At 50.1% G+C, this 20,874-nt stretch carries 20 protein-coding genes and 1 other RNA gene; 8 read left to right on the forward strand and 13 right to left on the reverse strand.

The window, feature by feature from the left end; translation table 11 throughout:
* Positions 1-142: 142 nt before the first annotated feature.
* The 8 genes from RNAN_RS11405 to RNAN_RS11440 form a co-directional block, all read right to left on the reverse strand.
* The gene (locus tag RNAN_RS11405; RefSeq protein ID WP_008221891.1) at positions 143-904 is read right to left on the reverse strand and encodes an HvfC family RiPP maturation protein; all 762 of its coding nucleotides are present in this window, start codon (positions 902-904) and stop codon (positions 143-145) included.
* Between the two features lie 3 nt (positions 905-907).
* On the reverse strand, positions 908-1,759 hold the full coding sequence (locus RNAN_RS11410; RefSeq protein ID WP_008221893.1) for an HvfB family MNIO-type RiPP peptide maturase: 852 nt from the start codon (positions 1,757-1,759) through the stop codon (positions 908-910).
* A 54-nt stretch (positions 1,760-1,813) separates the two neighbouring features.
* Complete coding sequence (locus RNAN_RS11415) at positions 1,814-2,272, reverse strand: HvfA family oxazolone/thioamide-modified RiPP metallophore (RefSeq protein WP_008221894.1); 459 nt, start codon at positions 2,270-2,272, stop codon at positions 1,814-1,816.
* 158 nt (positions 2,273-2,430) lie between these two features.
* Complete coding sequence (locus RNAN_RS11420) at positions 2,431-3,708, reverse strand: 2OG-Fe(II) oxygenase (protein ID WP_008221896.1); 1,278 nt, start codon at positions 3,706-3,708, stop codon at positions 2,431-2,433.
* Between the two features lie 9 nt (positions 3,709-3,717).
* Positions 3,718-4,446, reverse strand: coding sequence for a 2OG-Fe(II) oxygenase (locus RNAN_RS18725; protein WP_008221899.1), 729 nt, complete (start codon positions 4,444-4,446; stop codon positions 3,718-3,720).
* 8 nt (positions 4,447-4,454) lie between these two features.
* Entirely contained in the window at positions 4,455-5,132 is a 678-nt protein-coding gene (locus RNAN_RS11430) for a putative 2OG-Fe(II) oxygenase (RefSeq protein ID WP_008221901.1), read from the reverse strand.
* Between the two features lie 53 nt (positions 5,133-5,185).
* Entirely contained in the window at positions 5,186-8,041 is a 2,856-nt protein-coding gene (locus tag RNAN_RS11435; protein WP_008221904.1) for a TonB-dependent receptor plug domain-containing protein, read from the reverse strand.
* 377 nt (positions 8,042-8,418) lie between these two features.
* Positions 8,419-8,985: a 2OG-Fe(II) oxygenase gene (locus RNAN_RS11440; RefSeq protein WP_008221906.1), complete on the reverse strand. Its 567-nt coding sequence runs from the start codon at positions 8,983-8,985 to the stop codon at positions 8,419-8,421.
* A gap of 162 nt (positions 8,986-9,147) precedes the next feature.
* Here RNAN_RS11440 and dinG point away from each other — a divergent pair, with 162 nt between their 5' ends.
* From dinG to RNAN_RS11460, 4 genes are read left to right on the forward strand one after another with little or no spacing between them, the layout of a single operon-like run.
* Positions 9,148-11,187: an ATP-dependent DNA helicase DinG gene (gene dinG / locus RNAN_RS11445; protein WP_008221908.1), complete on the forward strand. Its 2,040-nt coding sequence runs from the start codon at positions 9,148-9,150 to the stop codon at positions 11,185-11,187.
* 11 nt (positions 11,188-11,198) lie between these two features.
* On the forward strand, positions 11,199-11,981 hold the full coding sequence (locus tag RNAN_RS11450) for a sulfite exporter TauE/SafE family protein (RefSeq protein WP_008221910.1): 783 nt from the start codon (positions 11,199-11,201) through the stop codon (positions 11,979-11,981).
* Positions 11,981-12,520, forward strand: coding sequence for a primosomal replication protein PriC (gene priC, locus RNAN_RS11455; protein ID WP_008221912.1), 540 nt, complete (start codon positions 11,981-11,983; stop codon positions 12,518-12,520). The genes RNAN_RS11450 and priC overlap by 1 nt, the downstream gene beginning before the upstream one ends.
* A complete protein-coding gene (locus RNAN_RS11460; protein WP_008221914.1) occupies positions 12,517-13,458 on the forward strand; it encodes a histone deacetylase family protein in 942 nt (313 codons plus the stop codon). Before priC ends, RNAN_RS11460 begins: the two co-directional genes overlap by 4 nt.
* On the opposite strand, the gene RNAN_RS11465 is transcribed toward RNAN_RS11460, so the two are convergent.
* Positions 13,429-14,526, reverse strand: coding sequence for a tryptophan 2,3-dioxygenase family protein (locus RNAN_RS11465; protein WP_008221916.1), 1,098 nt, complete (start codon positions 14,524-14,526; stop codon positions 13,429-13,431). The two genes, RNAN_RS11460 and RNAN_RS11465, sit on opposite strands and share 30 nt — an antisense overlap.
* 129 nt (positions 14,527-14,655) lie before the next feature.
* On the opposite strand from RNAN_RS11465, the gene RNAN_RS11470 reads away from it, so the two are divergent.
* Both RNAN_RS11470 and RNAN_RS11475 read left to right on the forward strand, forming a co-directional pair.
* Positions 14,656-14,916, forward strand: coding sequence for a late competence development ComFB family protein (locus RNAN_RS11470; RefSeq protein WP_008221917.1), 261 nt, complete (start codon positions 14,656-14,658; stop codon positions 14,914-14,916).
* A 17-nt stretch (positions 14,917-14,933) separates the two neighbouring features.
* Positions 14,934-15,113 (forward strand): YbaM family protein, encoded by a 180-nt coding sequence (locus RNAN_RS11475; protein WP_040552039.1) that lies wholly within the window; start codon positions 14,934-14,936, stop codon positions 15,111-15,113.
* 13 nt (positions 15,114-15,126) lie between these two features.
* Here RNAN_RS11475 and ffs read toward each other — a convergent pair.
* Together ffs and RNAN_RS11480 are read right to left on the reverse strand one after the other, a co-directional pair.
* Positions 15,127-15,223, reverse strand: an RNA gene (gene ffs / locus RNAN_RS18940) — signal recognition particle sRNA small type.
* Between the two features lie 95 nt (positions 15,224-15,318).
* On the reverse strand, positions 15,319-16,170 hold the full coding sequence (locus tag RNAN_RS11480) for a DUF3014 domain-containing protein (RefSeq protein ID WP_008221921.1): 852 nt from the start codon (positions 16,168-16,170) through the stop codon (positions 15,319-15,321).
* A gap of 114 nt (positions 16,171-16,284) precedes the next feature.
* On the opposite strand from RNAN_RS11480, the gene RNAN_RS11485 reads away from it, so the two are divergent.
* Both RNAN_RS11485 and RNAN_RS11490 read left to right on the forward strand, forming a co-directional pair.
* Complete coding sequence (locus RNAN_RS11485) at positions 16,285-17,424, forward strand: patatin-like phospholipase family protein (protein WP_040552040.1); 1,140 nt, start codon at positions 16,285-16,287, stop codon at positions 17,422-17,424.
* Positions 17,425-17,560: 136 nt separating this feature from the next.
* A complete protein-coding gene (locus RNAN_RS11490; RefSeq protein ID WP_008221925.1) occupies positions 17,561-18,460 on the forward strand; it encodes a GGDEF domain-containing protein in 900 nt (299 codons plus the stop codon).
* 9 nt (positions 18,461-18,469) lie between these two features.
* Here RNAN_RS11490 and tilS read toward each other — a convergent pair whose 3' ends face one another.
* Both tilS and accA read right to left on the reverse strand, forming a co-directional pair.
* Positions 18,470-19,816, reverse strand: a complete 1,347-nt coding sequence (gene tilS / locus RNAN_RS11495; RefSeq protein WP_008221926.1) for a tRNA lysidine(34) synthetase TilS — start codon at positions 19,814-19,816, stop codon at positions 18,470-18,472.
* Between the two features lie 98 nt (positions 19,817-19,914).
* A complete protein-coding gene (gene accA, locus RNAN_RS11500) occupies positions 19,915-20,871 on the reverse strand; it encodes an acetyl-CoA carboxylase carboxyl transferase subunit alpha (RefSeq protein ID WP_008221928.1) in 957 nt (318 codons plus the stop codon).
* Between the last annotated feature and the right edge of the window lie 3 nt (positions 20,872-20,874).

A 20,874-nucleotide genomic window follows, 5' to 3' on the forward strand; every position in this document is an offset into this window, starting at 1 on the left:
CAGCCAACGCACTATTGGCGCTAAACACAGCAATGACACAAACACTGCTACCAGGGCCAGAAACTGCCACAGGTTAAACGACTCTTTAAACTTCTCGTCAGCCATTGCACTACTCTTTTGACATCAGTGGAATTAAGGGCGCTTATGGTAATGAATTTTGCTCTGCTTGAAAAGACACCAACAGGCCTTTTGCGGCAAAGTCTTGCAATATAGCGCTGGCACCGCTTAGCAAGGTGTCGCTGTCCAGCTGCGGCACTAAAGGCGCAAGCGCCTTGACTAACTGCATAAGGCTACTGCCAGGCGCCTGTTGCAGGTTATTCAGCAGTGCTGCCGTTAACGGGTTTATCAGCACAAACTTCACCTCATCATCGCGGTTACGATACAGCAGATAACACTGCACCTCGCCAGCCGCTTGTGGCTGAAACTCACTACTGATCTGATGCACCGGATACGGATAAGCCAGCAGCATAGTCAACTCCGACAGCGCCAGCGGCACTTCAGTTAACTGCGCAGCGGCTAATGGCTGCTCTTGCTGCGGCAGTTGTTTAGTCGCAAGATAAAGTTCCGCCCACTCGTAATGGGCCAAATCCAGTAAAAAAGGCGGATCTTCAGCTTGGGGCTGATAATCCTGCTGTAAAAAATGCAGAAAATGCTCAGCAATATGCAAAAAGTATGGGCTGGTGCAGGCAAAGTGGATAAAGAACTGCCGCACTAATGCCTGCCAACGTACTTGCGGATACAGGCTTTTTAATACCGGGAAGGCGCTGCTGACAAAGCCCTGCACATTATTAAAAAACAGCTCGCGATACACCGCCATCCGATCTTCAGCTATGCCCTCAGGCATTGGCAGCTCGGGGTTTTTAATATGGGCAACAAAGGCCTGTTGTACTTGCTGAAAATGCATGCGTTAAGCCCGTAATGGCAGCGTTTGCTGCTGCGCGGCGTGCTGTAACACTTTGATCTGTGATAACTCCCGGCCAAGCTCAGCTAACTCTGGAATATTAAAATCACGCTCCAGCAAAGTCGGTTTTACACCATGTTGCTGATATGCCTTGGTCAGTAACTGCCATACCGGGTCGATAACGGCTGCACCGTGCGTATCAACCAGCAAATCCTCAGCTTGTTTAAAGTGGCCGGCAATATGGTAATAGGCGATACGGTTGGCGGGCATTGCCCGCAAAAATGCTTCGGCGTTATAACCATGATTTACCGAGTTCACATAGATATTGTTAACATCCAGCAGCAGTTGACAATCCGCCTCAGAGAGCACCGCCAGGGTAAAGTCCTGCTCTGACATCTGCTGGCCCGGCGCGGCATAGTAAGACACATTTTCCAGTATCAGCGGTTGCTCCAGAATATCCTGCACCTGGCGGATCCGTTTTGCCACATACTGCACTGCCTCCTGGGTAAACGGAATAGGCATTAAATCATACAAATGGCCACCACCGGAGCAATAGCTTAAGTGCTCGCTATACAGCAGGATATTATGCTCGCGCAGAAACTGCTTCACCTGCTTAAGAAAAATAACATCCAGCGGATCCGGGCTGCCGATGGATAACGACAAGCCATGACAAATAAAACGATGCTGCTCGGTGAGCTGACGAAATTGCTTTTGCAGCTTGCCGCCAAAGGGGATCCAGTTCTCCGGTGCCACCTCGAAAAAATCGATATCAGCTGGCACAGACTGCAGTAACTGTGGCAGCATTTCACGTCTAAGGCCAAGGCCAGAGCCGGTTAAGGGGTTACCAGACGTCATCATACATTACTCTGCCAGACAACAGGCCTGCCGCAGCAGGCCCCGGCAACAGTGTGCTTAGTGGCTACCACCACATTTACCCTCACCGCATTTACCTTCGCCACATTTGCCCTCTTTAGCTTTTTCCTGCATTTTGGCTTTGGCGTCTTTGGCTTTATCGCTCATTTTTTCTTTGGCCATGTCGCTACCGCATTTGCCTTCGCCGCATTTGCCCTCGCCACACTTACCCTCTTTGGCTTTCTCTTTCATCTTGGCGGCTTTGTCTTTCATCATCTCTTCGCCGCATTTACCCTCGCCACATTTACCCTCTTTCATCTTTTCCTTGGCTTTTTTCGCTTTATCTTCTCCGCACTTACCTTCACCACATTTGCCTTCACTGGCCACCATTTCATAGCCAGAGGCCAGCTCAACGGCCGTAAAGGGATTAGCATTCGCCGTCGTAGCAACACTGGCTAAAGAGCCTAATACCAAAGCACCTACTGCAACTGCTACATTAGATTGTTTTACTGTTTTCATGGTTTCACCTGTTGTGTTAGTTACCGATTAACAGACCCGGATAAGCATAATTTGCTTTCATTACCCGATTAAAAATACCAGACTTAACTTAGCTAACGACAGCGCATTAAGCAAAATGCGATGTCTATTCAAGACAACACTAAGCGTTCTTCTAACCACTAGTGTGTTTTAGCCGGCATCTGCCTGTACCATATGGACAATAACCATTTCTCTCCCGACTCAACCGCCTCACCAGTATGCTGAGATAGTTCTAATGGCTCAGCTTTATCTGTCACATTGGTAAATGTCAACAGCTTACCCTGCTGAGGGGTAACATTGAGTCCAAGCAAATTAAAAGTAGTAGATCCGCCTATAAAGTTATCATTTAGATAGACCAACGCAGTATGAGTTCGCTGACCACCATAGCCTTCAGCAGCGAGTTCTGATCCAGCGGGCAGATAATCACCATGCTGCTTATACATTTGCCCTGGGCGGTAGCAAATAACTGATGGCACTTCCGCACGCAACGGGCATTGGCCTGTCACCGCTGAAATGCGAAGTACCAGCCAATCTACGACAACATCTAGGACCTTGCCTAATGATGCCGTCATACCCGTCCTAACTTGTTCATTTTCCACTGTATCGTTAGCGTGTACCACTTTAGCCGGATGTAACATAGGTGCAGCAGCATTAATTAGATACTCAGCCTCTGCGACCGACAACAACTCATCCATCACATATATGTCGGCTATATCTGATAGTAAAACCTTGCTATCAGAAACCGCAGCCAAGTCTGTAAAACTATCTAAGACCGGCACCAGTGCGTCTAAACAGGCTCTTAAATCTCCCTTGAGGTCGACAAGGTTTGCCTGCGCACTTTCAGACTTGAAATGCTGCTTCGCCAGATATAAACCACTTTGTGCAGCATGTGCCATCCAAGCATTTTGCTCAGCTACAGACGAAGCGTTGCGCGCCATATAATATTGAGAATGTGGATCACCACCATATGCTGCTATTTTGAATGCTGTTTTAGCGGCATCCCGGCAGCTATCACCTTGTCTGAGCAGAATAAACCCGAGTGTTCGAAGTGCTATTGGATAGCCTTGTTTAGCTGACTCCACCACGCAACTAAGTGCGCCCGCCTGATCTTTATTCACTCCTTTACCGCTAAACATTAATTCAGCACAGCGCATCAGTGCTTGGGCATCGCCTGTCATAGCCGCAGAGCGGAAATATTCGAAGGCCAACGCAGGATCAGCTTTGACTCCATGTCCTTGTAGGATTAATACACCCAACAATTCAATTGCCCGCGTGTGTTTCTTCTCGCCAGCTTTATGTAGCCAGTCAAACGCCGTTTTCACCTCGCCGTGGCGTAGCGCATACAACCCCAGTTGGTACATGGCCTGGGCATCGCCAGCCCTAGCTGAATTTTCTAATTGTGCTAATGGTTGTTCCATATGTTTCCCCTACTGCGCATCTGAACGGAACCAGCCGACAATGCTATAACGTGCTGCCGGACAATAATTTGCTACCTGAGAGACAAAATGGTGTTGCGGCACCGAAAAAACGGTCAGAGTGTTAAATGAAGGTAACAAAGATTGCCTGATACGGCCATCATTCTCCTGCAGGTGCAGTAAACCACCCCAGTCTGGCTGCCAATGTCGTGATAATCCAATAGTATATGCTGCTGCACGCACCTGCCCAACAGGTGCACCATTATCATCGTGAGATCTTAAAAAATGCCCTGGCAAGTATCGGGATACTTGGCCGTCTGCCTTTACAATTGTTTGATTTCCAGTTAATGCGCGCATAAAAGCCACTGTTTGTGGATGACAAATTTGTTCAACGTAGTGGTGAAACACGCTGCTTGGATTGGTTTGCTGCAAGTAATGCGTAACAAGCATATAACTGTCATAACAGAACGCATATTGGTTTTCAGCCGCCTGCCGAGTAATACTAGCAAATAATTGTTGCTGCTGTTGCGCCGATAAGGCCATCACTTCGGATATGGGCTTTTTAGCCCCTCTCCCATTAATGATATAAGCCATATCCCACGGTAATACGCTGAGCTCAGCCTCCATTTGCGCAACAATTTCAGCACGAAGAAAATCGTTAACTTGGACCACTCCGTTTGCTGCAAGCTGTTGCCGTAGCGCTTGCGTATCGGTTGGCAAATTAAAAAAATGTTGTTGCATCTAAACTCCTAGCCGCCGTAACGGTTTGACCAGCAGTTTACCGCAACGGTAATCCGCCTGTCCTGCCCCATAAAGGGCGCAACTTCATGCTGTAGGTATGAAGGGAAAATGACTAACTGACCAGCCTGTAATTTAAAATTATGATTGCCAACTCCATATTGACCATTTAACCGCACATTACCGGCATCCAGGTAGCTATTAGCGTGGGGTCTTGGGTCATGAAAACGCAATACACCGCTGTCGGGTTTATTATCAGGCGAAGTTCCCGGGTTTACGCAGTACACAGCCGACCATGACGCCATTGGGTGGTTGTGTGTATAAAAATAGCCAGCAAACTCGGTAATGTGAAACCAGGCATCCGCGTTAAGTTGCAGCCGACTTAACTCATCGTGACTATAACCATTTAATCGGGCCATAACCCATGCTACCGACTGCAACACAAAACCACGTAAGCGTTGCACTGCTGGGTTGTCATACTTGAACAAATCGAAGTTACTTTCAAACAACGCCTCTTGGGCGTAATTATGTAAATGTGGATTGCGATACTTATCGCCCTGCGCCGTCAACACATCAAAAAAACGTTCCAGCTCGGCGTTTAACTGCTCACAATCAGGATACAGTATCTGAGCAAAAGGTGTGGAAAAGGCCGGATAAATCACCGGCTCAAGCGGCTTTTTTTCTGTCATAGATTTACCTATAAAAAAGCCCCCATAAGGGGGCTTTGTTCATTCTACAACTATTAGAACTTCACAGTAGCACGGAAGTACACATAGCGGTCCATGTTCGGATCGTATTCTGTTACCGAGAAGTTGTTGGTAGACACAGCTAAGTCGTTATTCAAGTACTCAGCTCTTGGCTCCTTGGCGAACAGGTTCTCAATACCGAAAGTGAATCGAGTATTGTATTCGTCCATGGTGTATCCAACAGATACATCATGTACAAAGTATGATGGTAATACTTCTGTTACACCGTCTTCTGCAGTCAGACCGAAGGCAACTGTGTAGTAGTTGTCCATCTTATCAACCCAACGGGTATCCCAGTGAGCATCCCAGTTACCCATCATCCAGTCGATAGAGAAAGTACCTTTCCATTCAGGGTAACCCGCATCACCGTACTGAACACCTAATTGCTCTTCACCATCAAACTTGTTAGTGATGGCGTGCGCAATATCAACTGCGAACTTGAAAGTACCAAACTCAGTCTCAGGCATGCGGTATGCGAAGTAAGCATCCACACCTTCAACTTCGTATTTACCGGAGTTTTGCAGGAAGTTGCGAATATCAGTTATAAAACCAGTGTTAGGGTCACGGTCAATAAACTGAGCAGCGAAAGCATCGCCAGCCGCGTACTCAGTTAACAGACGAGGCGCACCATAACGGCCGATTGAATCTTCAACTTCGATGCTGTAGTAATCCACAGTCATCTCTAAGCCTTCCACCCAGCTTGGGTTATATACAAAGCCGATAGTGTTAGAAGTAGAGGTTTCTGGGCTTAAGTCAGGAGAAGAAACCTGAGTAATACGGATCTGCGTGTTAGATTGACGGTAGCCTTGTGGAACACCAGCACAACCCGGTAACGCTTGTTGAACTGGAGTTGGCACGCCATTCACATCGATGAATATTTGTGCACCAGTTGCGGTAACAGTATTACAGGGGTCAGTTAACGTCGGGTATGAATCCGCGTTACCAGCAAATAAGTTAGAGATCGAAGGTGCACGGTAACCTTGAGCCCAGGTGCCACGGATTAATAAGTCATCCATTGGACGTAATTCCAGACCCACCTTAGCCGTTGACTCATTACCGAAAGTACTGTGGTCAGAGAAGCGCATGGCTGGAGTTAATGTCAACATTTCCAATACAGGGATTGAGAATTCAACATAAGCTTCATCCAAACGGAAACCGCCTTCTGTTGCGTCGCGCTGGTTACCAGAAGATTCGCCCGTAACGGTTAATGGATCCGGAGTATCATAACCGGTTTCTTCACGGCGCTCGATACCAACGGCCATACCCACCATGCCTGCTGGTAATTCGAACAGGTCACCACCAGCATTGAACGCGTAGTCTTTCAGTGTTAAGCCTGAACGGGCAACGCTATCGAATGACACGTAATCGATCATCTCTTGCGTGATTGAACCAAAACCACCAAACAGGTTTAATGGAACGCAGTTTGTTGTAGCGTTACAGTTATCACCCAGCGCCTGGTTAATCCGTGTTAAGTTCAACAGACCCGTTGTCATCTCATCCTGGTTGTTCTGACCGTAGATGTAGTGCGCATCCCACGTCCAAGCATCACCCAGTGAACCTTCTAAACCGATCATTGCACGGTAAGTAGTATCGTTTTGTTCATAACGGCGCGGGCCTGCTTCTACGAAACGACGTTGAGCGGCGTATGGCGTGTAAGCCTGCGGATCAAAACCTGCAGCGGCTGCACGTGACACGTCACCATACAAGGTGGTGCCGAATGGGTTGTAGATGTTATTTGCATGGATGTCTACACGGCTTGCCGCAGCGCCAAACGCAGAACCCAATGTTACCGGCATAGGAGCAAGCTCTTGGGCTGATTTACGGTTAGTAATTACGAAATCTGACACCAAACGTAAATCATCTGCCAGGTCATAGTAACCCTGAACGTAGAAAGAGTTACGATTTTGCGGAGTAATTAAGTAGTTATCTGGAGCGTAGTTATACAAACCGTTTACAGCGGCATTTCGGTTTTCCCAAGTGTCTAAACCTACACTCGCACCTGTACCAGCTTGAGGAACCAAATCAAAACGGTCATCATTTGGGTTGGTATTAGTTGTACCCAGGTTAGTGTAACCATTGTCTAGCAACGTATCGATTGTCCCCTGACTTAGCTGGTTGTTATACACCTGAATACGGCCTTTTTCAGTAGTAGAACTATTACCGAAAGCCGAAATGTCACGGTCACCAGCCCAAACTGGCTGCTGGGTTACATGGCTCATATTAAACAGTAAGCCACCTTTGGCACTGGTAATACCAAATGTCAACTCAGCTGAGTATTGACGGCCATCACCCTCACTGGCGTTCTCACCGCCATAAACTGACAGCTCAACACCTTCAAAATCTTTGCGGGTAATAATGTTGACTACACCTGCAATCGCATCAGAACCATATACAGCTGATGCACCGTCTTTCAGAACTTCAATACGCTCAACGGCAGCAGATGGGATAGTGTTTAAATCAACTGTCGAGCCTAAAGAAGAGATCCAACGGCGGCCGTTAACCAATACCAAAAGACGCTGAGCGCCTAAGTTACGTAAGTCGATATTAGTTGCACCATTACCGCCATTATTAAACGCGGTGTTCAGCGCCGCACCTGCAGCCGGAATATCTTGTAGGATATCACCGATACTTAACAGACCAGAAGCATCAATTGCTGCACGGTCAAGCACTAACACCGGGCTTGACGTTTCCATATCAGTACGTTTGATACGAGAACCGGTAACTTCAATACGTTCAACTTTGGCTGTTTCTTCTTCAGCTGCTGTAACCTGGGCAGTGAATGCGGTTGCCGATGCAGCACCGAAAGCAATCGCTAAGCGCACGGCTTTGCTTAATTTATTATTCGTATACATGTATTTCTCCCTGGACCACTATCTAGTGATTCTATTTTTAACAGTTACCAACCTTTTACGGCGCTTGGCACTCCGTTTATCTCGGATTACCTCCGATTTGTCGCCTGCTGATAATAAACGCAATTTTTCGGCAGGGTCAACAGCTTTTGCGGAACATTTGATAATTTAGATTGTCCGCTGGCAAGCCCCGATGCTGTTAACTCGGGAAGATTGGCACTGCAATGACAGCGAACAGTACAAAAAGTACCGTTTTATTATCCAATTAGCGTCAAAAGCACGCTAAATCAGCCAGAGACAAGCAAACCAAATCGTAAAGATTCAGTTACAGAGCATCAATTTCAGCTGACCTGGGTGTGTGTCAATGTTGACTATACCGACTAATTACTGGCATCAACTTCTAATTTAAACGCTAATGTAAAGCGCGAGGCATAACACACTCTGTTTGGCGGTCTGCCAACATGCTTAATAGCACCGTCGAAAATAACAACCCTGCCAGGCTTGGGTGTGCAGGCGTAAACACAGTCATCTTCTCTGTTATAAAACATGGTCTCGCCACCCCATTCAACATCCCATTTGTGGCAGGCGTACATTAGAACTGTTAACTCTTTGCTTTCAGGCAGGCAGTCGGTATGAGTAAATAACATGTCGCCATAAGAGGCCAAATTACAATAAGCACGATAAGCTTTATAGCGAATGCCGGTTACACCAAGAACAGCTTCAAGACTGCGATAATAAACAGGTAGCGCTGATAGTTGGTTCGCATTTAAATTAAGCACAAAATGCCTAAAAGCGGCCGTATCTGGCCTGGCGACTTCACTGCGTACGAAAGGGCTATTCTCCAGATTCATCGCAATCACACCGGACTCTTCCGGTGAGCACAGATTATCAAAAACCCATATTTTTCTGCCTTCAATTGAAGTTTCATATTTTGGTTGGTACTTCATAATCTCCCGCTCAGAAATCTGCACTATTTAGGACAAATGTTTTACCGTTAAAGCGGTGTATTTGCAATGCGTGAAAAATGTTTGTCCTATCGACTTACGCCAGTTTGTTTAAATTGACTACCGCAGGTAAACTAAAGCAACTGTATAAAAACCCATACCCTTATGCTAAGCGACCAGATTAAAAGTCAGATCCGCACTATCCATGGCCGGATTAAAGACAGCCTGCCCAATTACCAACCACGCGCTGGGCAAAACCAGCTGGTGGCTGAAATCGCTAAAATTGTCTCGGGCAGTTATCACCGCCACGAGCGCATTGGTTTGATTGAGGCTGGCACCGGTACTGGTAAGTCGTTGGCTTATATGCTGGGCGTTATTCCTTACGCGCTGGCGCAAAAGAAAAAAGTGGTGATTGCCACCGCTACTGTGGCGCTGCAGGAGCAGCTGGTGAATAAAGATCTGCCGTTTTTTCAGCTGCATAGTAAGTTACTGTTTGAGTTTAGTCTGGTAAAAGGCCGCGCACGCTATGCCTGTATCGAGCGGCTGCGCCAGCAGCAGCGTCATCCTGAACTGTTTGCCAGCGCCAACACTGCCGCTACTGACTGGCAGGGCTTATTAGACAGCTGGGCTAATCGTTACTGGCTGGGCGATAAAGACAGCTTAAATATCACCCTGGACGAGCAGAGTTGGCAACAGATTGTCGCCGACCCACTGCACTGCCACAAAGCTGACCGGCGCCATTTAAATTGCCCATTTCATTTAGCCCGTGCCGAGGTTGAGCACGCCGATGTGCTGGTAGTAAACCACGCACTGTTGCTGGCCGACCTGGCCAGCGGTAACAGTGTGCTGCCAAAGCCTGCCGACTGTATTTATGTGATCGATGAAGCGCATCATTTGCCCGACAGCGCCAGAGAATTTTTCGCTGCCCAGGCGCAGCTAAGCCATAACAGCCAGTGGCTGGAAAAAGGCGGCAAAACGCTGCAGCAATTAATTCAACTGCTACCGGCCACGGTGATGAAAGATCTGATACGGTTGCAGGATAGCTGTAATGAACTGCAAAGCCTGCTAAAGCCGGTGGAACGCTGCATAGAGGAGTTTAAACCGCGCTGGTTTAGCGATAAAACTGAATATCGTTTTAGCGACGCCGCCCTGCCTAAATTATTGCAGCAGCAAGCCGAGCCATTAGCGCAGGCTAGCCAAAAAGCATTGCAGCAACTGGAAAAAGTACAGCAGCAGTTACAGGAACATAGCAGTGAGCAGTCACTATCAAGCAAACAAAGCCTGGCCCTGCTACAGGAGCTCAGTTACCTGTACCAAAAGCTGGAGCAACAACAAAACCTATGGCAGCTGTATGCCCAGCCGCAGGATAAAACCGTACAGCAAGCCCGCTGGGTAGCGCTTCACAGCACCAGCCAGTATGTGATAGCGCACGCCACGCCACTGGGCGTGGCCGGCAAATTAGCCCAGCTGCTATTTGATGATGCCTTTGCCGTGGTGCTGTGCTCGGCTACGCTGACAGCACTGAACTCGTTTAACTACATTAAGTATGACTTGGGGCTTACGCAGTTTGACGGCGTACAAACGCTACAGGTAGCCTCGCCTTTTGCCTATGCGGAAAAAGGCCAGATCCTCTTGCCCAAAATGCAGGCTGAACCTACCGAAGCCCGTTTTACCGATGAGCTGGCAAGAGTGTTGCCACAGTACTTGCCTGATAACCAGGCCAGTCTGGTGCTGTTTGCATCATACTGGCAAATGCAGCAGGTGGCAGAGCAGTTGCGCGCGAAAGGCTTTTCTTTGCTGGTACAGGGCGAAGCGTCACGCCAGGCCTTGCTGCAATTACATAGCGAAAATTGTCAGCATGGCCGCAGCAGTATTTTATTTGGCACCCAGAGCTTTTCTGAAGGGCTGGACTTACCCGGCAAGTTATTAACGAATCTGGTGATCACCAAATTACCCTTTGCCGTGCCTACCTCGCCACTGGAAGAAGCTTTGGCGGAGGCGATCAGTAAAAAAGGCGGTAATGCCTTTGTACAGCTGACTATTCCGGCCACGGCGAAGAAACTGGTGCAAGCCTGTGGTAGACTGCTGCGCCAGGAGCAGGACGAGGGCCGGATAGTGATTCTGGACCGACGCCTGGTGACGAAAACCTATGGCAGCGCTATGTTAAACGCCTTGCCGCCTTTTCGCCGCCAGATTGATTACTAATAGGAAGCGCTGTGTTTGTTGACTTGGCTGTAGAGCCATCGGTTTTACTGATCCTTTGCCTGGTAGCCTTCAGCGCCGGCTTTATTGATGCCATTGCCGGCGGCGGCGGCCTGCTAACGGTGCCGGCACTGCTTACTGCTGGCCTGCCGCCCCACGTGGTGCTGGGCACTAACAAGCTGGCTGCAACTTTCGGCTCTTTTACCGCTTCACTCACTTATTACCGCAAAAAACTGTTTAACCCGCTGTATTGGCGCCGCAGTTTAGGCTATACCGCTCTGGGCGCCGTGCTGGGCACTTTGGTGGTTGATCATTTAACTACCGAAACGCTGGAAAAAGTCTTGCCGCTGCTGATTTTATTAGCCGCTATCTATACCTTATTTAACCGCATGCAGCCCGATGACGCCTTAAGCTTGCCGCCACAAAACCGCAAATTGTTCTGGCAACAGCGCGCCCAGGGGCTAACACTGGGTTTTTATGACGGCATTGCAGGCCCCGGCGCCGGCGCGTTCTGGATGGTGTCAACCATGGCGCTGTACCGCATTAATTTGTTGCTTACCAGTGGTGTCGCCCGCACAATGAACTTTGTCAGTAACGGCTTTTCGCTGGTGGCTTTTATCGCACTGGGCCATGTTAATTTTGCCCTGGGTATCGCGATGGGGCTGTGCTTAATGCTGGGCGCCTGGCTGGGCGCCCATTCGGCAATTAAATTTGGCAGCCGCTTTATCCGCCCGGTGTTTATTTGCGTCGTTATTGCCATTGCGCTTAGGTTAGCCTGGCAAGCCTGGAGTAGCTGATGGACTTACTGGCCACACTGACGCAGCAATTAGCAGAGCTTAAACGCCGGGCACAGCAGATAGACCGGCAGCAGCACAGTGGCAAGCCACAACACTGGTTTGACAGCGCTTTGTTTAGTTGCCGCTCGGCCGAATTGTCCGATTATGTCGCAGAAGCCCAGCGCAATCTGGCCCATTTACAACAAAACCGTTTAACCACAACAGCACAGCAGCGCCTGGTACGGCATTTAAGCGAGCAAACCGCGGCGCTCACCCGTGCTTTTCGTAATGTGGATACCCGACAAAAAACCACCAGCAAAGCAAAAGTAAAAGCACTGGTGCAACGGGTCAGCGCCAGCAGCCAGCAACTGTATCAGCAGCTTAGTGAAGTGCAGCAATTTGAGCGCCGCTTGTTAGATATGATAGCACTGGCCAGTCGCGACAACTCTGCAGAGGCCGTAGCGCGCACTTTAGCGCTGCATGCGCGGCTGGGTCGCTGCCGCAGAGCGTTGTCAGATTTAGAGCTACAAATTCAGCAACTGGAACAGCGCGGCGCATGAGCCTCAAGTTACCTGCCATGCTGTATCACCCCTGTTACAGTGCGCTTGAGTTACCCACGCAGCACCGCTACCCGATTATGAAATATAGGGCCCTGCACCAACAGCTGTTAAGTCTTGGCGTGCCTGAGGGTGCTTTTCAGTTAGCAGAGCCGGTAAGCGAAGCCGCGCTAAGCCAGGTGCATTGCCCAACGTACATCCAAAGCCTTAAGGATGGCAGCATTGATGCCAAAGCTATGCGCCGTATTGGCTTTCCCTGGTCGGCACAGCTATATCAACGCTCACTGTGTTCAGTCGGTGGTACAGTGCAAACCGCTCAGGCGGCAGTTGATACCGGCGGCATAGCACTGCATTTAAGTGGCGGCTATCACCACGCGTTTTATGCCGAGGGCTCTGGTTTTTGCCTGTTTAATGACTTAGTGGTAGCGGCAAAAACCTTGCTAAAGCAGGGGCTGGATAAAATTTTACTGCTTGATTTAGATGTACATCAGGGCGATGGCAGTGCGCTACTGCTTGCCGACGAGCCGCGTATTATCAGCTGCTCAGTGCACTGTGAAAAAAACTTTCCTTATCGCAAACAACAATCAGACTGGGATATCGCACTGGCTAAAGACTGCAGTGATGATGAATACCTGACCGCCGTCGGGCAAAGCCTGAGCAGCCTGCTAAACTGGCATCAGCCGGATTTAGTGCTGTATGACGCCGGGGTGGATATTCACCGCGACGACGAACTGGGCCTGCTCAACATCTCGACAGCCGCGCTTTATCAGCGTGATTTGCAGGTGCTGCAACAGTGCCAACAGCGTAGCATACCGGTGGCGGCAGTGATTGGTGGCGGTTACCAGCGCAACGTCGCTGCGCTGGTAAAACTGCACTTGCAGCTGTTTAAAGCCGCTTTTAGCCTTTATGGCTCAGAGTTCGCCGGCAAAATAGAAACCTAAACGCTTTTTCACTGCTGGCGGCAATACCGGCAAATCGCTTTTGGGCAATAAGAAGGTGGCCATATTAAACAGATCAGTAAAGATGCGGTTTTTCTCAGTGGTGCGTTTTAAGTAGTCATGGCCAGACGAGCCGCCGGTGCCAATTTTACTGCCTAACATGCGCTGCACCATCATCGCATGCTTATAGCGCCATATTGTCAGCTGCTCATCAATTTCGGTCAGGCAGGTTAGCAGCTGAAACGGCAGGTTAAACACCGGCTCTTCCTGGTACAGGCTGATAAAGAGTGCCGAGAGCATAGCGCGCTGACTTAAGCGAAATACACCGTTTTGCTGCAGCTGCTGATACTTATCTTTATCGAGCAGAGCAGCGAATTTCTCAGCTGTGCGGCCAATCTCGGCCAGTTGCAGCTGCCGCTCATGCTCGGCGATCTGCACTATAGATTCAACCGTTGCCTTATCATTGGCCAGCATTGCTTGGGTGGCGTCCTGATACATTTGCCAGAAACTGAAATTTTCCTGCTCTAAAAATGGCATCCGCTCCAGCCATTTTTCAATACGTTCAAATAAGCTTGGCTGGTGCTCTAGCCCCTGTAAGAACAACCGGTCTGTTTCATTTAAGCGGCTGTAAAACGAGTTTTTATCAAAGTCGATGCGAAAATCACTTTTTAACCCCAAACCAATTTCCAGCATCTTAAACTGAATACTCTGAAAGCCCGATGCTGGCACCAGGTAGTCGCGAAACGCCATAAAATCCTGCGGCGTCATGGTTTCGATAATGGCGATTTGCTGGTTTAACAGCTGTTGTATGCTAATCACCCGCTTAAGCTTATGTACTATGCCGGTCAGCTGCTCGTCTTTTACTTCATCGGCGGCAAATACTGCCATGACCGCTTTTAACTCGTGCAGAATTTGCTTAAACCACAATTCGTACACCTGGTGCACTATGATAAACAGCGTTTCGTCATGTGCCTCAGCAGCATATTTAGCGCTCTCCGGCGCCTGGGCGGTTAAAATTTTATCCAGCTGTAAATAGTCGCCGTAGTAACAGGGGGTGGTGTTCTTTTGCATGGTCGGTGTTCTTATCTTGCCGTTGACGCCGGCATTGTAGCAGGGGGCTGCACTAACTCAATCTTTCGGTGGAGTTTTGCGTTAAAGCTGATTATGCTTTGGTGACACACATTACCTGGCAGGGCCAACATGAAGCTGGACGACGATATTCATAACTATTATGAGAAGCTGACACTGGATCATATTGTTGAGTTGGGGTTAGACAGCGAAAAAGACGCTGAATACCTGGCCGATTTATGCTGTATTTCGTTAAATTTGCTACCACCACGCTATATTCGCTATGAAGTTGATATGGCGTTTTATCTGCCACAAAGCGAGCGCTTTGAAATGCAAATGAAAGTAAAAGAAGCGGTAGCCCGGGCCCGGCAGTTCCTGGACAGCAATCAGTGAGTTTGGCGCTTTAACCGTTGAGCAGCGCGAAGACGTCTCTTGAGCAAGCGCCCGAGCACATCAAGCTGGCGGTGGATTTGATTATGCTGCTGGAGCAGCATCAATTGCCGCCGGATATCGTGTTAAAAGCATTAGCCTTGGTTAAGCAGGATTATATTGCCAAGCAAAGGCAGCAACAACAAAGCGGGTGTGAGTAACGTTGGGTGGCAACCCCACCAGCCACATCCCGGCACATACGTCATAAACTGTGGCTGCTTCCTTCCGGACCTGACCAGGTTCGCTTACTAGTATTGCGAGAGGACCAATGGGGCTACCATTGAACTGCCAAATCCTCAGCAGGCGCGCATTATGCGCAAAAGCAGGCGTTGTTGCAAGCCTGCCGGCGCTAAAACGACGGGTAAACTAAGGTTGTAATGCCTGCTTATACTCGCGTAATACTGCTTTAACACGTTGCTGGTTATCCGGCCCCAGCCGGATCATCTGCTTTTGAGCCGGCGGTAGCTGCTCGATGGCCGGATCGGCAAACACGTACATCACCGCCGGGCGCTCCAGCTGCAACGGGTAGCTCACGTCAGGCGTCGCCAACAACATATCAATGGCGGTCAGTAAGGTCTTTTTAAATAGCTGGTCCGGATATCCAAGCTCGGCATACGCTTGCTGCAACAAGGGCTCATAGCGGTTAAACAGCGGCACTAACTGCGCGGCGCTCACGCTTTCTAACAACTGAATATACGGCTCATAGCGGGCAAAATGTTGCTGATCCAGCTGCATGGGGGCGCCGTCAGAGAGAGCAAATTTTTGCTCCAGCGGTTGCAGCAACGGATGGCCCACTGCCAGCTGCCCCTGGGCGATATTATCGGTTTGTACCACAAAATTACGCAGCATCTCTTCGGTGACAAATAACCCCGCCAGGCCGGTGCGCCAGTTTAGCGCCAACAAACGCTGTTTTACCTCGGCATCAGACTGGTCCAGCGTCGGCAATGGCGGCTCGGGGGCTGTTACCGGTTCAGGTTCAGGCACTGGCTCAGGTTCAGGCTCTGCCGGCGCCTGAGCGGATTCAGGCTCGGTAGTAACCGGTGTTGCCGGCGCTGTCGGTTGCACTGGCTCACTTAACTCAGGTGGCAATAACTTTAACGGCTCTGGCGTTTCTTCTTTGCTAAACAGCAACCACAGCGCCAGCAACACGACCACGACAACGGCGGCAATACCGGCATAATACAGCTGCTGCTGATTGTTGCTTTTTTGTTCTGTCATACGGACCTCTTTCATCTAATAGCATAGCAAGGAGATTAAGCGTTGCATTCTGTTGGCGTTAAAGCAATATACTAAGCAATGAGCCTGTTGTCCGGAAAAAGTTCAACCCCCGTTATGACTGAACCTACACCCTCTGCAAATAGAAAAACAGCCCTGCTGCTAACCGGCGGTGGCGCGCGCGCGGCCTATCAGGTTGGCGTACTGAAAGCCATTGCCCAACAATATCCGCGCAGCAGCAAGCTGCCATTTCAGATTATTAGCGGCACCTCTGCCGGCGCCATCAATGGCGCGGCCATGGCCTGTTACGCGTCCTGCTTTCACTTAGGGGTAAAAAAGCTGGAATGGATCTGGCGTAATTTTCATACCAACCAGGTGTATTACTCCGACTATATCCGCGTGTTCCGTCAGTTACTGCGCGGTATTTTTAGTGCCTTTCAGGCTGACTATGCCAATAAACAACCGGTGAGCCTATTCGATAATAAACCGCTAAAACAGCTGCTGACTAAGGTGCTGGACTTAAAACGTATCGACCGCAATATTATGGGCGGCTATTTATCCAGCGTGTCAGTGACAGCATCTTGTTATAACAATGGTGACTCCATCAGCTTTTTTCAGTCTGACAGCGCGCAAGAGTGGCGCCGCGCCAAACGCTGCGGCCAGCGCACTTTGTTAGGCGTGCATCATTTGATGGCTTCGGCCGCTATACCGCTGGTATTTCCGTCAGTACGGATCCATCAGCAATATTTTGGCGATGGCTCGGTTAATCAGCTGGCACCGCTGAGCGCCCCTATTCATCTGGGCGCCGACAAAATTTTGATTGTCGGCGTGGCCGATCCGCGCAAGAACGAGCCGAGCCAGCGTATGCTGCATCATCCGGATCTGGCAACCATTGCCGGTCATCTGCTCGATACGGTCTTTACCGATACGCTTAACTCAGACTTAGAGCGGATGCAGCGGGTGAATAACACCATTAATACCATGACAGAGCATGGCGTGCCGACCAATTTAAAGCCAATCAACAGCCTGCTGATCAACCCCAGCCAGAACTTTGGCCAACTGGCCAGTGAACACTTTTTATCGCTGCCGTTGGCAGTACGTACCATGCTGCGGATTACCGGTATTCGCCAGCATTCTGACTCCAGCCTGGCCAGTTATCTGTTGTTTGAGCAAGATTACACCCGTAGGCTGATCCAGCTGGGTTATGACGACGCTATGGCACAAATGGACGCCATCATGGCGTTTTTAGCCGAATAAGGCCGCGCTAACCGTTTCACACTGGCTTAGGTTGTCAACACCTTGACGCTAAATCCTTAGCTCGCTGACAACACAGCAGTTTTTATAGTGGCACAGCATTTGCTTAATAGCCTGAAAAGCATTAACGGATGTCTGTATGGAATACCTGTTAGTACACGAAGTGGCGCTTGGCAATACGCCTTGTTATGCCAGCGTCACCAAGCGCCAGCACTGGCCTGAGCTGCCGCCATGCCAAGAGCAAAGCCTGGTAAGCCAGCTACAAACTACACTGGATTTACAGCAGCAGCTGAATATTATCTCGATGGCTGCCGGCAAAGTATTGCCGCTGTCTGGCTTGCGGTTAAAAACGGCGGTGGGTGACTTTACCGCCAGCGGATCGCGCATGGCCGAGTGTGAACATCGCAGTGTACTGGTACTAAATCAGCAATGCCTGGCAGAGCTGATTTATCACAGTGACTACCCGTTTAGCCCGATGAGCCTGCGCGAGCTTGGCTTATTGGAGGCCGAGTGGCTGTATGCGCTACGTAATGCGCTGGTGGTACACCGGCTACAGCAAATGGCGCTAAAAGACACGCTGACCGGCCTGGGTAATCGCCGTTTTTTTGACGACAGTTTCGACAAAGCCGTTTTGCTGGCACAGCGCCATGATGAGCGTTGCGCCCTGATTTTGCTCGATCTGGATAACTTTAAACAGGTCAATGACTTATCCGGCCACAGTGCCGGTGACGATATTCTGCTGGCGGTTGCCGACTGCCTGCGCGACACACTGCGGGCTACCGACAGCCTGTTCCGCTTTGGTGGCGATGAATTTGCCGTGATCTTATCCGGCACCGACACCGATAGCGCCGAGCTGGTGGCAAGGCGGCTGGTGCGGGCAATTAATCAGCATCATTTGTGTCAGCAGCATCAGGTCAGTGCCAGTGCCGGCTTGGCCCTGTTAAAACCGCAGCAGGATGCCAAAGCGCTGTTTAGCGCCGCCGACAGTGCACTTTATGCCGCCAAAGATGCCGGTAAAAGCACCGTACGGGTGGCCTGAGCCAAGCTATTAAGCGCTAACCTCAGGCTGCCAAAGTAGCCACAGCTTAGCTTCAGCCGGCGTTAGGCTGCTGGCAAAGCCCGCTACCGCCACCAAGTTGCCGTCAACCAGCAACAGCGGCACCCGCTGACGCTGCCAGGGCGGTACCTGCCATAACTTAAACCACTGCTTTAGCGGCTTACTCACCGACGCACCGGCGGGTTTAAAACGCAGGCTTAAGCGGCCAAATACCACCTCCCCTGCGGCTGACGGCAACGGCAGAGCCTTGTCTGCTGCGCTATGGCTAAACTGCAACACCCCACAGCCAGCAGGCAAATTCAGGGCAAACTGCGCCGTGTTGGTATTAACAGCAAAGCTCAGGCTAGCCCCTGGTACCTGCAGCTCGGTGGGCGCTAGCAGATACAAGGTGTTGGCATAGCGGCAAAGGGTATAATGGCCCAGCACCAGCTGCGGTGTTGCATCTTGCCGCGCCGCAATCACCTGCTGTTTCAACGTAACTAACCACTGGGTTTCGGGGTTTAAACCCGCCCCGGCCAGCCACTGACGGATAACTAAATCCTGCTGCGCCGGTAAATAGGCGGCCAACTGCGTTAAGTCCAGGCCCTGGGCGTTAACACAGACGCTAAGCGCTTGCGCGGTATAGTGGTCTAATAGCGCTTGCTGCTGGGCAATATGCTGCATGCTGCGCTGCACTGTCTGGTTAAAATGCGGCCAGCGCTTCTGCAGCAGCGGCGCTATCTGCTGGCGGATAAAATTACGCTCAAAACGCGTATCGCTGTTGCTGTCATCTTCTACCCAGCTCAGCTGATGTGCTTGGGCGTACTGTTCCAGCTGCTGACGGCTAAAAGCCAGTAAAGGCCGCAGCAGCGTGCCTTTAGCAAAAGGCCGCCTGGCGGCTATACCGGCCAGGCCCGCCGGACCGGCACCGCGTTTAAGCGCCAGTAACAGGGTTTCCAGCTGATCATCGCCGTGGTGCGCAGTTAACAGCAGATGCTTGCCGGTACAAACATACTGCGCCAGCGCCTGATAACGCGCCTGACGCGCCTTATGTTCCAGATTATCGGTACCGCTTAGCTTAACCTGCTGCTGGTAAAAGCTAACCCCTAGCGCCTGGCACTGTGCAGCGCAAAACTGCCCCCAGTGCCCGGCATGCTGACTGATACCGTGGTTAACATATACTGCTGATAAGGCAAAAGCCTGCTGCTTTTGCGCCTGCACCAAAAGGTGCAGCAGCACCATAGAGTCCAGGCCGCCACTTAATGCCAGCACCAGCTGGTTATCATCAGCTAAGGCAAGTGTATTGATAAGGCCGGCGGCGCTTAACTCGGGCGCTGGGCCGGCGAGAGGTTCTGTCATAGGCTACAGCGTTAATAAATAATGCGACAGGCTACCACAAAACAAAACGCCAGTGCAGCGGCACTGGCGTTTTGTCATAGCAGTGTTACCAATAACGTTTAGCAATAACCGTATGACATTAACCGTTTATAACGCACATCCAACAGTTCTTTGCTGCTCATTTTTTGCAGCTTTTGCAAGTCACGCAGCAAGGCCTGCTTTAACGTTTGCGCCATCTGCTCATGAGAGCGATGTGCACCGCCCAGCGGCTCTGGGATAACTTCATCAATCAGCTTCAGCTCTTTAATACGCTCGGCAGTAATGCCCATTGCTTCGGCCGCCAGTGGCGCTTTCTCAGCGCTTTTCCATAAAATAGAGGCGCAGCCCTCCGGGGATATTACCGAATAGGTGCTGTATTGCAGCATATTTACTTTATCACCGACACCAATCGCCAGCGCGCCACCCGAGCCACCTTCGCCAATCACGGTGCAGATCACCGGCACTTTAAGGCCAGCCATCACTTTTAAATTGCGCGCTATCGCTTCAGACTGACCACGTTCTTCCGCGCCTATGCCAGGGTAAGCCCCCGGTGTGTCGATAAAGGTGAGTATCGGCATGTTAAAACGTTCGGCCATTTCCATTAAGCGCAAGGCTTTACGGTACCCTTCCGGCCGTGGCATACCAAAGTTACGTTTAATTTTTTCGCGGGTATCACGGCCCTTCTGATGGCCAATCACCATCACTGGCGTATCACCTAAACGCGCAGTCCCCCCCACTATTGCCTGATCGTTGGCAAAAGCGCGGTCACCGGCTAAATCATCAAACTCCGTAAACATATGCTGGATATAATCCAGCGTGTAGGGCCTAAGCGGATGGCGGGCTAATTGCGCCACTTGCCAGGCACCCAGCTCAGCAAAAATCTTTTTGGTCAGGCCCAGACTTTTTTCTTTTAGTTTGTTGATCTCTTCTTCTAAGCCTAAATCGTAATCGCCATTGCGGCTGACATTACGTAATTCGTCTATTTTTGCTTCAAGTTCAGCAATAGGTTGCTCAAACTCTAAATAATTCAGCATCATCGA

Origin of the sequence: Rheinheimera nanhaiensis E407-8 (assembly GCF_000296695.1) — a bacterium.
GTDB lineage: Bacteria > Pseudomonadota > Gammaproteobacteria > Enterobacterales > Alteromonadaceae > Alishewanella > Alishewanella nanhaiensis.

What these genes read in the sequence shown, in the direction of transcription:
- dinG (WP_008221908.1), top strand. Translation starts at nt 9,148, where the DNA reads ATGCTAAGCGACCAGATTAAAAGTCAGATCCGCACTATCCATGGCCGG.
- RNAN_RS11485 (WP_040552040.1), top strand. Translation starts at nt 16,285, where the DNA reads ATGACTGAACCTACACCCTCTGCAAATAGAAAAACAGCCCTGCTGCTA.
- RNAN_RS11415 (WP_008221894.1), bottom strand. Translation starts at nt 2,272, where the DNA reads ATGAAAACAGTAAAACAATCTAATGTAGCAGTTGCAGTAGGTGCTTTG.
- RNAN_RS18725 (WP_008221899.1), bottom strand. Translation starts at nt 4,446, where the DNA reads ATGCAACAACATTTTTTTAATTTGCCAACCGATACGCAAGCGCTACGG.
- priC (WP_008221912.1), top strand. Translation starts at nt 11,981, where the DNA reads ATGGACTTACTGGCCACACTGACGCAGCAATTAGCAGAGCTTAAACGC.
- RNAN_RS11435 (WP_008221904.1), bottom strand. Translation starts at nt 8,041, where the DNA reads ATGTATACGAATAATAAATTAAGCAAAGCCGTGCGCTTAGCGATTGCT.
- RNAN_RS11460 (WP_008221914.1), top strand. Translation starts at nt 12,517, where the DNA reads ATGAGCCTCAAGTTACCTGCCATGCTGTATCACCCCTGTTACAGTGCG.
- RNAN_RS11440 (WP_008221906.1), bottom strand. Translation starts at nt 8,985, where the DNA reads ATGAAGTACCAACCAAAATATGAAACTTCAATTGAAGGCAGAAAAATA.
- RNAN_RS11430 (WP_008221901.1), bottom strand. Translation starts at nt 5,132, where the DNA reads ATGACAGAAAAAAAGCCGCTTGAGCCGGTGATTTATCCGGCCTTTTCC.
- RNAN_RS11420 (WP_008221896.1), bottom strand. Translation starts at nt 3,708, where the DNA reads ATGGAACAACCATTAGCACAATTAGAAAATTCAGCTAGGGCTGGCGAT.
- accA (WP_008221928.1), bottom strand. Translation starts at nt 20,871, where the DNA reads ATGATGCTGAATTATTTAGAGTTTGAGCAACCTATTGCTGAACTTGAA.
- RNAN_RS11410 (WP_008221893.1), bottom strand. Translation starts at nt 1,759, where the DNA reads ATGATGACGTCTGGTAACCCCTTAACCGGCTCTGGCCTTGGCCTTAGA.
- RNAN_RS11465 (WP_008221916.1), bottom strand. Translation starts at nt 14,526, where the DNA reads ATGCAAAAGAACACCACCCCCTGTTACTACGGCGACTATTTACAGCTG.
- RNAN_RS11480 (WP_008221921.1), bottom strand. Translation starts at nt 16,170, where the DNA reads ATGACAGAACAAAAAAGCAACAATCAGCAGCAGCTGTATTATGCCGGT.
- RNAN_RS11470 (WP_008221917.1), top strand. Translation starts at nt 14,656, where the DNA reads ATGAAGCTGGACGACGATATTCATAACTATTATGAGAAGCTGACACTG.
- RNAN_RS11405 (WP_008221891.1), bottom strand. Translation starts at nt 904, where the DNA reads ATGCATTTTCAGCAAGTACAACAGGCCTTTGTTGCCCATATTAAAAAC.
- RNAN_RS11490 (WP_008221925.1), top strand. Translation starts at nt 17,561, where the DNA reads ATGGAATACCTGTTAGTACACGAAGTGGCGCTTGGCAATACGCCTTGT.
- tilS (WP_008221926.1), bottom strand. Translation starts at nt 19,816, where the DNA reads ATGACAGAACCTCTCGCCGGCCCAGCGCCCGAGTTAAGCGCCGCCGGC.